The sequence below is a fragment of the Marichromatium gracile genome (assembly GCF_004343155.1).
In the GTDB taxonomy this organism is placed as follows: Bacteria; Pseudomonadota; Gammaproteobacteria; order Chromatiales; family Chromatiaceae; genus Marichromatium; species Marichromatium gracile.
Genome location: NZ_SMDC01000013.1, coordinates 66055 through 81726, shown reverse-complemented (window position 1 = coordinate 81726; position 15672 = coordinate 66055). Strand labels below are relative to the sequence as shown.

Annotated in this window: 13 protein-coding genes; 2 read left to right on the top strand and 11 right to left on the bottom strand. The window is 67.1% G+C overall.

All coding sequences use genetic code 11. The features are described 5' to 3' along the window. Positions 1–48: 48 nt before the first annotated feature. The 11 genes from lpxD to rpsB form a co-directional block, all read right to left on the bottom strand. Positions 49–1095 (bottom strand): UDP-3-O-(3-hydroxymyristoyl)glucosamine N-acyltransferase, encoded by a 1047-nt coding sequence (gene lpxD / locus EDC29_RS15145; protein WP_132230544.1) that lies wholly within the window; start codon positions 1093–1095, stop codon positions 49–51. A 40-nt stretch (positions 1096–1135) separates the two neighbouring features. Then, on the bottom strand, positions 1136–1657 hold the full coding sequence (locus tag EDC29_RS15140) for an OmpH/Skp family outer membrane protein (RefSeq protein WP_123140408.1): 522 nt from the start codon (positions 1655–1657) through the stop codon (positions 1136–1138). A gap of 17 nt (positions 1658–1674) precedes the next feature. Continuing rightward, positions 1675–4005 (bottom strand): outer membrane protein assembly factor BamA, encoded by a 2331-nt coding sequence (gene bamA, locus EDC29_RS15135; protein ID WP_123140409.1) that lies wholly within the window; start codon positions 4003–4005, stop codon positions 1675–1677. A gap of 78 nt (positions 4006–4083) precedes the next feature. Then, positions 4084–5448, bottom strand: a complete 1365-nt coding sequence (gene rseP, locus EDC29_RS15130; protein WP_123143256.1) for an RIP metalloprotease RseP — start codon at positions 5446–5448, stop codon at positions 4084–4086. Between the two features lie 6 nt (positions 5449–5454). Next, positions 5455–6642 (bottom strand): 1-deoxy-D-xylulose-5-phosphate reductoisomerase, encoded by a 1188-nt coding sequence (gene ispC, locus EDC29_RS15125; protein WP_132230543.1) that lies wholly within the window; start codon positions 6640–6642, stop codon positions 5455–5457. After that, complete coding sequence (locus EDC29_RS15120; RefSeq protein WP_132230542.1) at positions 6643–7473, bottom strand: phosphatidate cytidylyltransferase; 831 nt, start codon at positions 7471–7473, stop codon at positions 6643–6645. 4 nt (positions 7474–7477) lie between these two features. Further along, on the bottom strand, positions 7478–8218 hold the full coding sequence (uppS, locus tag EDC29_RS15115) for a polyprenyl diphosphate synthase (protein WP_223806158.1): 741 nt from the start codon (positions 8216–8218) through the stop codon (positions 7478–7480). 80 nt (positions 8219–8298) lie between these two features. Continuing rightward, a complete protein-coding gene (gene frr / locus EDC29_RS15110; protein WP_123140414.1) occupies positions 8299–8856 on the bottom strand; it encodes a ribosome recycling factor in 558 nt (185 codons plus the stop codon). A gap of 1 nt (position 8857) precedes the next feature. Further along, complete coding sequence (gene pyrH, locus EDC29_RS15105; RefSeq protein WP_123140415.1) at positions 8858–9586, bottom strand: UMP kinase; 729 nt, start codon at positions 9584–9586, stop codon at positions 8858–8860. Positions 9587–9658: 72 nt separating this feature from the next. Next, a complete protein-coding gene (gene tsf / locus EDC29_RS15100; RefSeq protein ID WP_132230541.1) occupies positions 9659–10546 on the bottom strand; it encodes a translation elongation factor Ts in 888 nt (295 codons plus the stop codon). A 156-nt stretch (positions 10547–10702) separates the two neighbouring features. After that, on the bottom strand, positions 10703–11434 hold the full coding sequence (gene rpsB, locus EDC29_RS15095; protein ID WP_123140432.1) for a 30S ribosomal protein S2: 732 nt from the start codon (positions 11432–11434) through the stop codon (positions 10703–10705). A gap of 535 nt (positions 11435–11969) precedes the next feature. Between rpsB and map the strand changes: the two genes are divergently transcribed. Together map and glnD are read left to right on the top strand one after the other, a co-directional pair. Next, on the top strand, positions 11970–12740 hold the full coding sequence (gene map / locus EDC29_RS15090) for a type I methionyl aminopeptidase (protein WP_123143076.1): 771 nt from the start codon (positions 11970–11972) through the stop codon (positions 12738–12740). A 4-nt stretch (positions 12741–12744) separates the two neighbouring features. Further along, positions 12745–15405 (top strand): [protein-PII] uridylyltransferase, encoded by a 2661-nt coding sequence (glnD, locus tag EDC29_RS15085; RefSeq protein ID WP_123140418.1) that lies wholly within the window; start codon positions 12745–12747, stop codon positions 15403–15405. The last annotated feature ends 267 nt before the right edge of the window (positions 15406–15672 follow it).

Below are 15672 nucleotides of genomic sequence, written 5' to 3'. Positions count from 1 at the left end.
CCGCTTCCTGCATCTGCGCGGAATCCGCCACAACCTGAGATCCCGCCATTAGCAACCCCCCTGCCCTGTTGTCTGTTTCATTGTTTCGATGTGTGTCTCTAGCTGTTTGATTCGGCGCGTCAGCTCGTCGAGATGTCTGAAGCGCGCCACGTTACGCCGCCAATCCGCGCTCGGCATCGCCGGGACACCGCTGCTGTAGAGCCCGGGCTCGGGGAAGGAGCGGGTGACCATGGCCATCCCGGTGAAGTGGACGTTGTCGCCGATCTCGAGGTGGCCGGCCATGCCGACGGCACCGGCGATGGTGCAGTTGCGTCCGATCCGGGTCGAGCCCGAGATCCCGGTGTTGGCGGCGATGGCGGTATTGTCGCCAATTTCGACGTTGTGGCCGATCTGGATGTGATTATCCAGCTTGACCCCGTCGCCGATCCGGGTGTCGCCGATCGCACCGCGATCGACCGAGGTGTTGGCGCCGATCTCGACGTCATCGCCGAGCACCGCCCGCCCGACCTGGGGGATGCGCTCCCAGCGCTCGCCGTCCTTGGCGAAACCGAAGCCCTCGCGTCCGATCACCGCGCCGGGATGGAGCAGCGCCCGCGCGCCGACCACCGCACCCTCGCACAGGGTGACCCGGGCGACCAGACGCGACTCGGCGCCGATGCGCACCCCGCGCCCGATCACGCAGCTCGGCCCGACAAACACCCCGGGACCGATCTCGGCCTCGGCCTCGACCACGGAGAGCGGGCCGACCCAGGCGCTGGGATCGATCCGCGCGGCGGGGTCGACGACCGCGCTCGGATGCACGCCGCCGACGACCGGTTCGCGCGGATGGAGGATGCGCGCGGCACGGGCATAGGTGAGATAGGGGTTATCGCTGATCAGCACCGGCACCGCGGCGTGCTCGGCATCGGCCTCGGTGAGGATCACCGCACCGGCGCGGGTCTCGGCGAGGTGACGACGGTACTTGCGATCGCCGAGAAAGCTCAGGCTGTCCGCGGTCGCATCGGTCAGCCGCGCGACACGCGCGAGACGGACGGCACCATCACCACGCACAGGCACGCCGAGGCGTGCCGCGAGTTCTTTCAGACTGATTTCCAAGGGATTCACCTCTGGGCGGCCGGCGCGCACAAGGCGTCGGTCACCGTTTTTCGAACTCCGCCTTGAGGCGCTCGATGACCAGATCGGAGATATCGATACGATCACTGAAATAGACCACGCCCTCGGTGATCACCAGATCGATATCCTGCTCCTTGGCCAGCTCGACCACCACCTCCTGGACCTGGCGGGCCAGCTTGGTGCGAAGCTCGTTCTGACGCAGCACGAAGTCCTCCTGGAACTCGTCGCGGGCGTACTTCAGCTTGCGGGTGCGGCTACGGATGTCGTTCTGCAGCCGCTGGATCTCGCTCTCGCTCATCAGCGCGCCGTCGCGCTCGAGCTTGCGCTGCAGCGCGGCGACCTGCTCCTGCTGCTCGCGCAGGGTGCGTTCGCGCTCCTCGAGCTCACGCTGCAGGGCATCGCCCGCGGCATCATACTGGGGCGACTGCTCGACCACCCGATTGGGGTCGACCACCGCGATACGGTAGCCCTCGACGGCGTCCTCGGCCAGGGCCTGGGTGGCGACCAGCAGCAGGACGATCGAGACGATGAGACGGAAATTCACGGGTACCCTCCCCTGGATCAGAAGGTCTGACCGAATCCGAACTGGAACACCTGGGTCTCGTCGCCATCCTTCTCGTTGAGCGGATAGGCCACGCTCACCGACAGCGCCCCGACCGGCGAGAGCCAGCTCACCGACAGACCGGCCGAGTAGCGCAGATCGCCGAGGTCGAAGCCGGTGTTGTCGACCAGCGAGGAGTCATCGGTCAACCAGACGTTGCCGAAGTCGAAGAAGGCGCCGAGCCGCAGCGTCTTCTCGAACTCGCCGCCGACCGGCGGCGGGGCGAACAGCTCGATGCTGCCGACCAGCTTGAGATTGCCGCCGACCGGGTCGTTGGTACTGAGCTCGCGCGGGCCGAGTGTGTTGGCCTGCCAGCCACGCACCGAGCGCGGACCACCGGCGTAGAAGTTCTCGAAGAAGGGCAGATAATCGATCTCGCCGTAACCGTCGCCGTAGGCGAGGTCGCCGCTCAACGAGAAGACGAAGCGCGAGGTCAGCGGGATGTAGATCTGCTCCTTGTAGGTGAGCTTGTAGTACTCCAGATCGCTGCCCGGGAGAGCGACCTCGGCGCGCAGGGTGCGCAGCGCGCCGCGGGTCGGGAACAGCGCGGTGTCACGCGAGTCGCTGGAGTAGTTGGCCGAGAGCACGAAGTCGTTGAAGGTGTGCCCGTTGCGCGCGACGAACTCATCGGCCAGCTCCGACTCGCCCGGGGAGAAGTCGGTGTACTGGTAGCGCAGACCGAGACCGGCGCGGCTGGTGTCGGAGATCGGCAACCCGAAGGAGAAGCCGGCGACACCGACGTCGGTGGAGTAGTCGGCGCCGATCAGCTCGTCGTAGTCGGTCTCCTGGTAGGAGAGGTTGAAGCCGCGACTGATGCCATCGACCGTGTAGTACGGATTGGTGTAGGCGAGCTGATAGCGACGGTTGGCGGTACTGGTGTTGAAGGCCAGCGCCACGCGCTTGCCGGTGCCGAGGAAGTTGTTCTGGGTGACGCTGGCGTTGAGCAGGATGCCCTGCGACTGCGAGAAGCCGATACCGGCGGCGAGGTTGCCCGCGGGCTTCTCCTCGACGGTGACGTCGACGTCGACCTGATCGGGCGAGCCCGGGACCGGCGGGGTCTCGATGCTGACATCGTCGAAGTAGCCGAGACGCTGCAGCCGCTCGCGCGACTTGCGCACCAGATCGGCGGAGAACCAGGCGGTCTCGAGCTGGCGCATCTCGCGCCGCAACACCTCGTCACGGGTGCGGGTGTTGCCCTTCATGTTGACGCGACGGACATAGACGCGCTTGCCCGGGTCGACGAAGAAGGTCACCGCCACCTCGTGCGACTCCTCGTCGATCTCGGGCACGGTGTTGACGTTGGCGAAGGCATAGCCCTCGTCGCCGAGCAGGTTGGAGATGCGCTCGGCGCTCTCGGTGACGTGCTTGCGCGAGAACAGATCGCCGCGTGTGAGCTCGATCAGCGGGAAGAGCTTCTCGGTCGGCACCGAGGGCTCGCCGGCGAGCTGGATGTCGCTGATGCGGTAGGGCTCACCCTCGTCGATGACGACGGTGACATAGATCTCCTTCTTGTCGGCGCTGATCGAGACCTGGGTCGACTTGATCTCGAACTTGATGTAGCCGCGATCGAGATAGAAGGCGCGCAGCCGCTCCAGGTCACCGGCGAGCTTCTGCTTGGAGTACTGGTCGTTCTTCGAGTAGAACGAGCTCCAGCGCGTCGGCCCCAGCTCGAACTGCTGACGCAGCGCCTTCTCGCTGAAGGCATCGTTACCGATGATGTTGATCTGCTTGATGCGCGCGGTCAGCCCCTCGGTGATCTCGATACGCACCGCCACCCGGTTGCGCTCGAGCGGCGAGACGGTCGACTGCACCAACACGCCGTACTTGCCGCGGGCGAAGTACTGGCGCTCGAGTTCCTGCTCGATGCGATCGAGCACCGAGCGGTTGAACACCCGCCCTTCCTTGAGGCCGATGTCGGCGAGCGCGGAGTCGAGCGCCTCGGTCTCGATGTCCTTGTTGCCGACGATCTCGATCTCGGCGATCGCCGGACGCTCGCGCACCCACAGCACCAGCACGTTGCCGTCGCGCTCGACGCGGACGTCGTCGAAGAAACCGGTGCGATAGAGCGAGCGGATGATGCCGCCGGTGACGCCGTCACCGACGGTGTCGCCGACCTGGACGGGCAGGTAGTTGAACACCGTGCCGGGGGCGATGCGTTGCAGCCCCTCGACACGGATGTCGGCAATCTGGAACACCTCGGCCAGCGCCGAGACGGGCATCGTCAGCAGCAGGACGAGCAGCAGGATCGGTCGCCGGACGCGGCCGCGTGGATTCGGAGATATCGCGCGCAAGAGAGAGTCCTCTGGATCGAGCCGAGTGTGCGACGCAGTCGACGGTCGAGGGGCGCTAGTATAAGGGATCGAGCGGGTCTAGCCAAAGAGCCGGGAGAGATCGACGTAAAAGGCGAGCGACATCAACCCCGCCAGCAGCACCAGACCGACCTTCTGCGCCTGCACCTGGGCGCCCTCGGAGACGGGACTGCCCTTGACCCACTCGATCAGGAAGTAGACCAGATGGCCGCCGTCGAGCATCGGGATCGGCAACAGGTTGAGCACGCCGAGACTGATGCTGACCACGGCGAGGAACTTGACGAAGGCATCGAGCCCGTAGCTGGCGGTCCGTCCGGCGGTCTCGGCGATGGTGATCGGGCCGCTGAGGTTCTCCACCGAGGCCTGGCCGACCAGCATCCGCCCGACCACCTTGAGCATCATCACGCTGGTGTCCAGGGTCTTGTCGGCGGCCTTGACCAGTGCCTCGATCGGCCCGTAGTGGACCTCGACACGATAGTCGGCCATCAGGTCCTCGGGCATCTCCACGCCGGCGCCGATGCGCCCAGTACGCCCGCCCTCGGCATCCTCCACCGCACGCGGGATCACCGTCAGCGACAGCGGCTCACCAGCACGCACGATCTCGACGGCGATCGGTGTCTGCGGACGCTCACGCACCCAGTCGACCCAATCGCGCCAGCCGGCGATGGCGGTGCCGTCGGCGCTGAGGATGCGATCCCCCGGCATGAACCCGGCCTGCTCGGCAGGCTCCCCGGCCACCACCCGACCGATCACCGGCGCCACCCGCGGGCGCTCGGGCTCGAGCCCGAGCTGGCCGACCAGATCGGGCGACTCGGCGATCGAGGCCAGGGCCGCGGCCGGCAACACGCGCGCCGCCTCGGCACCGTCCTTCTCGCGCACCTGGACCGCCACCGCCCCACCCTCGAGCGCCTCGGCGGTAAGCGCGAACAGCGCCGTCTCCCAGCTCTGCACCGGGCGGTCACCGATGCGCAGCAACTCGTCCCCAGGCGCGAAACCGGCCTGCTCGGCCACCGACTCGGCGGCGACCTCGCCGATCACCGGGCGCAGCCCAGTGTCACCGGCGACGAACAGCCCCCAGTAGGCGAGTACCGCAAAGAGCAGGTTGAACAGCGGCCCGGCGACCACCACCGCGCTGCGCTTCCACAGCCGCTGACGGTTGAAGGCGCGATGCAGCTCGGCCTCGTCGACCGCCTCCTCGCGCTCGTCGAGCATCCGCACATAGCCGCCGAGCGGGATGGCGGCGATCACGTATTCGGTCTGGTCGGCGCCGCGCCGCCAGCGCAACAGCGGCCGACCGAAGCCGATGGAGAAGCGCAGGACCTTGATCCCCACCCGTCGCGCGACCCAGAAGTGACCGAACTCGTGGACCGCGATGAGGATCCCGAGGGCGACGATGAAAGCGGCGATGGTGAAGAGGAGGTCCATATGCGACTAGCTGACCCGCTGTCTGACGAACAGTTCCGCGCGCTCGCGCGCCTGACGATCGACCTCGAGCAGGAAGGCGACGTCCACGCCCTCGACCGAGACGTTGGGGATGGCCTCGAGGGTACCGCCGACCACGGCGGCGATGCCGGGGAAGTCGATGCGCCCGTCGAGGAAGGCGGCCACCGCCACCTCGTTGGCGGCGTTGAGCACCGCCGGGGCGGTCCCCCCCTGCTCGGCGGCCTGGAAGGCCAGCGCCAGACAGGGGAAGCGCTCGAAGTCCGGGGCCTGGAAATCGAGCCGGGCGACGGCGAACAGGTCGAGCGGCTCGACCCCGGAGGCGAAGCGCTCGGGCCAGGCCATGGCGTGGGCGATCGGGGTGCGCATGTCGGGATTGCCGAGTTCGGCGAGCACCGAGCCGTCGGTGTACTGCACCAGCGAGTGGATCATGCTCTGCGGGTGCACCACCACCTGGATACGACTGGTATCGGTACCGAACAGCCAGCAGGCCTCGATCACCTCCAGCCCCTTGTTCATCATGGTCGCCGAATCGACCGAGATCTTGCGCCCCATCGCCCAGGTCGGGTGGGCGCAGGCCTGCTCCGGGGTGACGCCGGCGAGGCGCTCGAGCGGCCAGTCGCGGAAGGGTCCGCCGGAGGCGGTGAGCAGGATGCGCTCGACGCCGACGCGTTCGAGCCCGTCGGCGAAGTTCGCCGGCAGGCACTGAAAGATGGCGTTGTGCTCGCTGTCGATCGGCAGCAGCTCGGCGCCGCTGTCGGCGACGGCCTGAATCAGCAGCGCGCCGGCGACCACCAGCGACTCCTTGTTGGCGAGCAGCACCCGCTTGCCGACGCGCGCGGCGGCCAGGGTCGGGCGCAACCCGGCGGCACCGACGATCGCGGCCATCACATAGTCGGCCTCGGGCATCGCCGCAACCTGCTCGAGCCCCTCGACGCCCTCGAGCACCTCGGGCCGGTCGGGCATGTCGGCGAGCAGCGCGCGCAACCGCGCGGCGGCGGCGGCATCGACCATCACCGCAAACAGCGGGCGATGCGCGCGGCACTGCTCGGCCATGCGCTCGGCATCGGTGTTGGCGGTCAGGGCCACGGCCCGGAAACGGTCGGGATGGCGGGCGAGCACGTCGAGCGTGCTGACCCCGATCGACCCCGTCGAGCCAAGTACGGTCACGCCTATCACTTATCGAACTCCGATCAAGGTGGTGCCCAACAGGAACAGGGGCGCGGCCGCGGTCAGGCTGTCGATACGATCGAGCATGCCACCGTGACCGGGCAGGAGCTGGCCCGAGTCCTTTGCGCCACAGCGGCGCTTGAGCAGGCTTTCGTAGAGATCCCCGGCCACCGAGATCAGCGCGGTCGCGGCGCTGATCAACAACAGCAGGAGCCCATGCAGCGGCGCGAGCCCCTGGAGCCAGGCGAACACCAGTGCGCACAGCACCGCCCCCAGGACGCCGCCGTAGACGCCGGCGCGGGTCTTGCCGGGACTGAGCACCGGGGCGAGCTTGGTCCGTCCCCAGCGCCGACCGGCGAAATAGGCGCCGGTATCGGCGCTCCAGATGACGAAGAGCAGGAAGAGCACCAGCGCCGGCCCACCGGGGGCGTCGTGCAGTGTCACCAGCGCAGCCCAGGGCGCAACCAGCACCAGCAGCCCGACGGCCAACAGCCGCCCGTCGACGCCAGCGGCCGGGACGATCCGGCGCATCGACAACAGTCGGCGGGTCTGCCACAGCCACCACAGCGCGCTGGCGATGGCGAGCCAGAACAACCCCTGAGGGAATGGCCAGAGCAGCGCCATGGCGCCGCCCACCAGCAGCGGATAGAGCGCCCGCAGGCGCTGACCGGCGACGCCGGCGAGCGCCGCCCACTCCCAGGCGCCGACCCCGATCACCCCGGCCAGGACCAGCGCGAACAGTGGCGTCGGCAGCCACAGCACCGCGCCGATGACCAGCGGCACCAGTGCCAACGCGGTGAGTGTGCGCTGGCGCAGCGCGCTTGTCGTTGCAACGGCCATGCAATCAACCCCGTCCATAGCGGCCGACCGCGCTCAGTGCCTCGACCTGCTCGCCGGTGCGGCCGAAACGGCGCTGGCGGCCGGCGTAGAAATCGAGCGCCTCGGCAAAGGCCGAGGCATCGAAGTCCGGCCACAGCACCGGACTGAAGAAGAGTTCCGAGTAAGCCGACTGCCAGAGCATGAAGTTGCTCAGACGCTGCTCGCCGCCGGTGCGGATGAAGAGGTCGGGCTCGGGGAGATCGGGAAAGGAGAGACGCTCGGCGAGTGCCGTCTCGTCGATACTGTCGGGATCGAGCGACCCGGCCTGGACATCGGCGACCAGTTGGCGCGCAGCGCGGGTGATGTCCCAGCGCCCGCCGTAATTGGCCGCCACCTGCAGATTGAGACCGGTATTCTCAGCGGTCAGCTGTTCGGCCTCGGCGATGCGTTGCTGGAGCCGCTCGGAGAAGGCGACGCGCTCGCCGATCACCCGCAACCGCACATCGTGCTGGTGCAGCCGCCGGACCTCGCCGCGCAGCGCACTCATGAACAGCTCCATGAGGATGTTGACCTCGGAGGGCGGGCGGCGCCAGTTCTCGCTACTGAAGGCGAACAGGGTGAGGGTTCCGACACCCCGACGCACGCTCTCCTCGACCACCGCGCGCACACTCTTGACGCCCTCGCGGTGACCAGCTGTACGCGGCATTCCTCGCCGCTTTGCCCAGCGCCCATTGCCGTCCATGATGATGGCGACATGAGCGGGCACCGGGGTCTCGGGGGCGGCGACGACGCCGGGAGACGTTACAGTTTCCACAATACTTGAACAGGCTGGCACCGTGCCCCTGGTCAGATCGACATCAGGTCCTCTTCCTTCTCGGCGAGGACGACATCGATCTCCTTGACGTTCTGATCGGTGAGTTTCTGCACGATCTCCTGACCACGACGCTCGTCGTCCTCGGAGATCATCTTCTCCTTGACCAGCTCCTTGAGCTCGTTGTTGGCGTCGCGACGGATGTTGCGGATCGCCACGCGCGCCTGCTCGGCCTCGCTGCGAGCGACCTTGATCAGATCGCGACGACGCTCTTCGGTGAGCGGCGGCATCGGTACGCGGATCACGGTGCCGGCGGAGTTCGGGTTGAGGCCGAGATCGGACTGCATGATCGCCTTCTCGATCGCCTGCACCAGGTTCTTCTCCCAGGGCACCACGCTCAGGGTGCGGGCATCCTCGGCGTTGATGTTGGCGACCTGACGGATCGGCACATCGGAGCCGTAGTAGGAGACCATGACGTGATCGAGCAGCGAGGGGTGGGCACGACCGGTGCGAATCTTCGCCAGCTCGTGCGACAGCGCCTCGACGCTCTTGGCCATGCGTTCTGCAGCGTCTTTCTTGATATCGTCGATCATGTTAGTTCCCGCTTACGACCAGCGAGCCGATGTCCTCGCCGCGGACCAGCCGCAGCAGGGCACCCGACTCGTTGATGTTCATTACACGCAGTGGCATTCCATGGTCCCGACAGAGCACGATCGCCGTCGTGTCCATGACCTTGAGACCCTCGCGCAGCGCCTGATCGTAGCTGATCCGGCTGTAGAAGACCGCGTCGGGGTGCTGGACCGGGTCGGCGGAATAGATGCCGTCGACCTTGGTCGCCTTGACCAGCAGTTCCGCGCCCACCTCGATCGCGCGCAGACTGGCCGCCGAATCGGTGGTGAAGAAGGGATTGCCGGTGCCGGCGGCGAAGATCACCACCCGCCCCTTGTCGAGATGGCGCATGGCGCGCCGACGGATGTAGTCCTCGCAGACCTGGTTGATCTTCAGCGCCGACATCACCCGGCAGGAGACCTCCAGGCGCTCGAGCGCATCCTGCATCGCCAGGGCATTCATCACCGTCGCCAGCATCCCCATCTGGTCGCCGGTGACGCGATCCATGCCCCGCGCCGCCAGACCGGCGCCACGGAAGATGTTGCCCCCGCCGATGACGAGCGCGACCTGGACACCATCGGCCGCCAGGTCGCGGACCTCGCACGCAAAGCGCTCGAGGATATCCGGGTCGATACCGTGTCCTCCCCCACCCATCAGCGCCTCACCACTGAGTTTGAGCAGAATGCGTCGATAGGCTGGGGCGGCGGCGGTCATGCCCGGTATACCTCGTCAGGGTTGCGGTCGGGGAAAGCGTTTCTTCAGTGTCGGTCAGGATACAGCAGACGATCAGCTGCCGCGAACCTGAGCCATCACCTCTTCGGCGAAGTTCTCGGTCTTCTTCTCGATGCCCTCGCCGACCTCGACGCGCGAGAAACGACGCACCTGAGCGCCGGCCTGCTTGAGCAGCTTCTCGACCGACTGGTCGGGATCCTTGACGAAGGCCTGACCGAGCAGGGTGATCTCCTCGAGGTACTTGCGCACCCGGCCCTCGATGATCTTCTCGACGATCGCCTCGGGCTTGCCGCTCTCGAGCGCCTGTGCCTTGAAGATCTCGCGCTCCTTCTCGAGGGTCTCGGCGGGCACCTGCTCGGCGCTCACGCACAGCGGCTTGCTGGCGGCCACGTGCATGGCGATGTCGCGACCCAGGGTGGCGTCGCCGCCGACCAGCTCGACCACCACGCCGATACGCGCGCCGTGGCTGTAGCTGTAGAGGGCACCCTCGACGTCGTCGAAACGCACCAGACGGCGCAGCTGGATGTTCTCGCCGATCTTGGCCACCAGCGCGGCGCGTGCGCCCTCGACGGTGGTCTCGGCATCACCGGCGAGCGGCAGCGCGGCGAGCGCCTCGATATCGGCCGCGTCGCTGTTCAGCGCGGTGGCCACGGCGGCCTCGGCGAAGGCCTCGAAGTTGGAGTCCTTGGCGACGAAGTCGGTCTCGCAGTTGACCTCGAGCTGCACGCCGCGCTTGCCGTCCTCGGCGATGGCAACCATCACCACACCCTCGGCCGCGGTACGGCCGGACTTCTTCGCCGCTTTCGCCTGGCCGGACTTGCGCATCGCCTCGATGGCTGCCTCGATGTCGCCGTTGCTCTCGACCAGCGCCTTCTTGCACTCCATCATGCCGGCGCCGGTGCGCTCGCGCAGTTCCTTCACCAATGCCGCGGTAATCGCCATGTCTAAGCTACCTCTGCCGCCCCTGCGGGCGATTGAATTCGGGATCTCGGAAAGGGCCCGCCGTCATCATGGATGACGGCGGGCCCAGGGAATCTGTGGCGCGCCGGAGCCCCGGCGCGCCTGGTGCGGATGCGCAGCCAAGCGGCCGCGCGGGCCTTACTCCGCGCCAGCCTCTTCGGCTGCGACCGGCTCGACCTCGTCGCGACCGACCATCGCCGCGGCGGTATCACGCCCGTCGAGGATGGCGTCAGCGGCGCCGGTGATGTAGAGACGCACGGCGCGCAGGGCGTCGTCGTTACCGGGGATGACGAAGTCGACGGTGCTCGGCTCGTTGTTGGTATCGACCACGCCGATGACCGGGATACCGAGCTTGTTGGCCTCGTTGACCGCGTTCTTCTCGTGACCGACATCGATCACGAACATGGCGTCGGGCAGGCCGTCCATGTTCTTGATGCCGCCGATGCTCTGCTCGAGCTTGTCACGCTCGCGCGACAGGCCCAGGGCCTCCTTCTTGTTGAAGCGCTCGATCGAGCCATCCTCGAACATCGCCTCAAGCTCCTTCAGGCGGTTGACCGACTGACGGATGGTCTTGAAGTTGGTGAGCATGCCGCCGAGCCAACGGTGGTTGACGTAGGGCATCCCGCAACGCGCTGCCTCTTCCTTGAGCACGTCGCGCGCGGCGCGCTTGGTGCCGACGAAGAGGATCTTGCCGCCGTTGGCGGCCAGCGAACCCATGAAGTTGACCGCCTCTTCATACAGCGGCAGGGTCTTCTCCAGGTTGATGATGTGGATCTTGTTGCGGTGGCCGAAGATGAAGGGGGCCATCTTGGGGTTCCAGTACCGGGTCTGGTGACCGAAGTGGACACCGGCTTCCAGCATCTGGCGCATCGTGATCTTGCTCAAGGTATTGCTTCCTGTGATATCGGGTTGGGCCTCCACGCATCCCACGCGACAACCTGCCAGGCAGGCACCCAGTCGCATGTGTCGACGCGTGTGTGAGCAGTGGTTTCGGCGGACGATCTCGGACGACGGACACAAGGCCCGTGCGCGAGAGTCAATCGCGACCGGCGCGTATCTTGGAGGTTTGACCTGAAAAACGACAGCGAAAAACCGCAGTCTTTCGCTTGGCAAGCCTGCCTCGCACCCTCACATGAACGGGCGAAGGGTCCATGCAGTTTGCGGCAACGCGCCGCATTTTATAGCATAGGCGGCTCACTACGAGCAATTACCGATACATTCGGTCCCGCGCTGCCGAGGCATCGCGGTGTTCCCGGGGACGGCGTGAACGGTCCCCGGCGCCTCGCCATTCCGGCTCGTCCGAGCCCGGGCGTCCTCCGCCGACACAAGCCCGCACCCGGCACCTGGCCGATGGCCCCCTGAAGAAACCGATTATCATTTTTACCTGGACTCCAGCGACCAGCCGATGAGTGTGCCGATCAAGACCCCAGAAGAAATCGAGAAGATGCGTGTCGCCTGCCGGCTCGCTGCCGACGTGCTCGACATGATCGAGCCGCACGTCCAGCCCGGCGTGACCACCGAAGAGCTCGACCGCATCTGTCACCAATACATCACCGAGGTGCAGCAGGCGATCCCCGCGCCGCTCGACTATCACGGCTTCCCCAAGTCGATCTGTACCTCGGTCAACCACCAGGTCTGCCACGGCATCCCCGGCAACAAGCGCCTCAAGAAGGGCGACGTGGTCAACATCGACGTCACCGTCATCAAGGACGGCTTCCACGGCGACACCAGCAAGATGTTCTTCGTCGGCGAGCCCTCGATCCTCGCCCGCCGCCTGGTCAACGTCACCCGCGAGGCGCTGTTCGTCGGCATCGACCAGGTGCGCCCCGGCGCCACCCTCGGTGACATCGGCCACGCCATCCAGCGCTTCGTCGAGGGCAAGGGCTTCTCGGTGGTGCGCGAGTACTGCGGTCACGGCATCGGGCGCGGCTTCCACGAGGACCCGCAGATCCTTCACTACGGCTCGCCCGGCACCGGCCTGGAGCTGCGCGAGGGGATGATCTTCACCATCGAGCCGATGGTCAACGCCGGCAAGCGCCACATCAAGCAGCTCCCCGACGGCTGGACCGTGGTCACCAAGGATCGCAGCCTCTCGGCACAGTGGGAGCACACCCTGCTGGTCACCAGCGACGGCAGCGAGATCCTCACCCTGAGACGCGAGGAGCGCGAGGACTGAAGCCATGAGCGACACCGCGCCCACCCCCGCCCCACCCCAGACGCCCGACCCGCAGCCGCACCGCGCTCGCATCGACAGCTACCGGGAACGACTCAGGGCCGGGCGCGAGTCGCTCTACAGCCGCTTCGACCAGGGCGCACCGGTCACCGAACTGGTGCTCGCCCACAGCGACCTCATCGACGGCGTGCTGCGCGACCTCTGGACCGAGCATCTCGGCGACACCGAGAGCGCGGCGCTGGTCGCCGTCGGCGGCTATGGCCGACGCGAGCTGCAACCGGCCTCCGACGTCGACATCATGATCCTGGTCGCGCCCGACGCCGAGTCCCGCCTCTCGACCCAGCTCGAGATCCTGCTCACCCTGCTGTGGGACATCGGACTCGAGGTCGGGCACAGCGTGCGCAGCATCGATGACTGCGTGCGCGAGGCCGATCAGGACGTCACCGTGATGACCAACCTGATGGAGGCGCGCCTGCTCGCCGGCGGCAGCGCGCTCTATGCCCGCATGCTCGAGGTCACCAGCCCGGCCCAGCTCTGGGACAGCGCCCGCTTCTTCGCCGCCAAGACCGCCGAGCAACAGGCGCGTTGGGAGAAATACGGCGGCACCGCCTACAACCTCGAGCCCAACATCAAGGAGAATCCCGGCGGGCTGCGCGACATCCAGATGATCGCCTGGGTGGCCAAGCGCCACTTCGCCGCCAGGACACTCCACGACCTGGTCCGCCACGACTTCCTCACCGAGGCCGAGTACCACACCCTGATCGAGGGCCAGGCGCTGCTGTGGCGCATCCGCTTCTCGCTGCACCGCCTCGCCGGGCGTCGCGAGGACCGACTGCTGTTCGACCACCAGCGCGCCCTGGCCCACGCCTTCGGCTTCTGCGACGGCCCCAACAACCTCGCCGTCGAGCAGTTCATGCAGCAGTACTACCGTACCGTGCAGGAGCTCAATCGTCTCAACGAGATGCTGCTGCAGCTATTTCGCGAGGCGATCCTGCTGCGCGACGCGCTCGGCCCGCCCATCCCCATCAACCGTCGCTTCCAGTCGCGCAGCGGCTATCTCGAGGTGGTCAACTCACGGGTCTTCCAGCGCTACCCGCTGGCGCTGCTCGAGGTCTTCCACCTGCTCCAGACCCGTCCCGAGCTCGAAGGCATCCGCGCCAGCACCATTCGCCTGATCCGCGAGAACCATCACCGCATCGATACCCGCTTCCGCAACGACCTGCGCGCGCGCAGCCTGTTCATGGAGATCCTGCGCGAGCCCAACGGACTGACCCACGCGTTTCGACGGATGAACCGCTACGGCGTGCTCGCCGCCTATATCCCCGCCTTCGCCAACATCGTCGGGCGGATGCAGTACGACCTGCTCCACGTCTATACCGTCGACGAGCACACCCTCACCCTGATCCGCAACCTGCGGCGCTTCGCCATCCCCAAGCACGACGCCGAGTTCCCGCTGTGCAGCGCCATCGCCCGGCGCATCCCCAAGATCGAACTGCTCTATCTCGCCGGGCTGTTCCACGACATCGCCAAGGGGCGCGGCGGCGATCACTCCCAGCTCGGCGCCCGCGACGCCTGGGACTTCTGCCAGCAGCACAGCCTCAGCGCCTTCGACAGCCGTCTGGTGTCCTGGCTGGTGGAGAACCACCTGGTGATGTCGATGACCGCCCAGCGCAAGGACATCAGCGACCCCGAGGTGATCCAGACCTTCGCCGAGCGCATCGGCGACCCCAACCGGCTCGACTATCTCTACCTGCTCACCGTCGCCGATGCCCGCGCCACCAACCCCGAACGCTGGAACGGCTGGAAGGACGCGCTGCTGCGCGAGCTCTATCACGGCACCCGTCGTGCCCTGCTGCGCGGACTCGACAACCCCCAGGCGCAGGACGAACTGATCCAGCAGAAACAGGTCGAGGCGCTGCGACTGGTCGCGCGCTACGGCGCCGACCCCGAGGCCTGCCGCCGGCTGTGGAGCAAGTTCAGCTTCGACTTCTTCCTCCACAACTCGCCTGACGAGATCGCCTGGCAGAGTCGCCAGATCCTCTGCTCCGCCCCCGAGACCCTGCCGCTGACGGTGATCCGCCCGGTGACCGCGCGCGGAGCCAGCGAACTCTTCATCTACACCGCCGACCGCACCAACCTGTTCGGTCGCACCACCGCCATGCTCGACCAGCTCGGACTGAGCATCATGGACGCGCGAGTCATGACCACCGACGACGGCATGGCGGTGAGCAGCTACCAGGTGCTCGACCAGGGCGGCAACCCGGTCGACGGCGCACTGCGCATGGAAGAGATCCGCACCGCGCTGACCGAGGAGCTGCGGCACGAGGAGGACAGCGAGATCCGCGTCGCGCGCACGCTGCCGCGCCGTCACCGCTGTTTCCCGGTCGACACCCGGGTGAGCTTCTCCACCGACGAGCCCAACCGCCGCACCATCATGCGTCTGAGCACCCTCGACTGCCCCGGCCTGCTCGCCGAGGTCGGCGCGGTGTTCCGCGACTGCGGGGTACGGCTGCAAAACGCCAAGATCGCCACCGTCGGCGCCGAAGTCGACGACGTCTTCTTCATCACCGACACCGACGACACCCCGATCACCTGCGAGAACGCCCTCGCCTGCCTGCGCCGCGAGGTGTGCAAGCGTCTCGAACAACACACTCGGGACGAGCGCTGACCCAGGCGGCCAGCGAGAGTTTGAACCACAAAGGCGCAAAGGACGCCAAGGGGCCGAAGGGCAAGAAGGGCAGAGCTGGCCTCGCGAGGACACCACGGACCGGCGGGGCGGCGACGCCGCTCGCGGCTGGCGGCTGGTGGCTGGTGGCTGACCGCTGGTGGCTAACCGCTGACCGCTGGCCGCTTTCCCCTTCGCGTCCTTGGCGGCTTTGCGGTTCAATCCGCTGACGGCGGCGCCCCCATGGAGCCGCCCCCGCCCTTGGCCTAT

Coding starts and splice junctions, on each gene's coding strand:
- map (WP_123143076.1), top strand. CDS start 11,970: ATGAGTGTGCCGATCAAGACCCCAGAAGAAATCGAGAAGATGCGTGTC.
- rseP (WP_123143256.1), bottom strand. CDS start 5,448: ATGGACCTCCTCTTCACCATCGCCGCTTTCATCGTCGCCCTCGGGATC.
- EDC29_RS15120 (WP_132230542.1), bottom strand. CDS start 7,473: ATGGCCGTTGCAACGACAAGCGCGCTGCGCCAGCGCACACTCACCGCG.
- frr (WP_123140414.1), bottom strand. CDS start 8,856: ATGATCGACGATATCAAGAAAGACGCTGCAGAACGCATGGCCAAGAGC.
- pyrH (WP_123140415.1), bottom strand. CDS start 9,586: ATGACCGCCGCCGCCCCAGCCTATCGACGCATTCTGCTCAAACTCAGT.
- glnD (WP_123140418.1), top strand. CDS start 12,745: ATGAGCGACACCGCGCCCACCCCCGCCCCACCCCAGACGCCCGACCCG.
- rpsB (WP_123140432.1), bottom strand. CDS start 11,434: ATGCGCCAGATGCTGGAAGCCGGTGTCCACTTCGGTCACCAGACCCGG.
- tsf (WP_132230541.1), bottom strand. CDS start 10,546: ATGGCGATTACCGCGGCATTGGTGAAGGAACTGCGCGAGCGCACCGGC.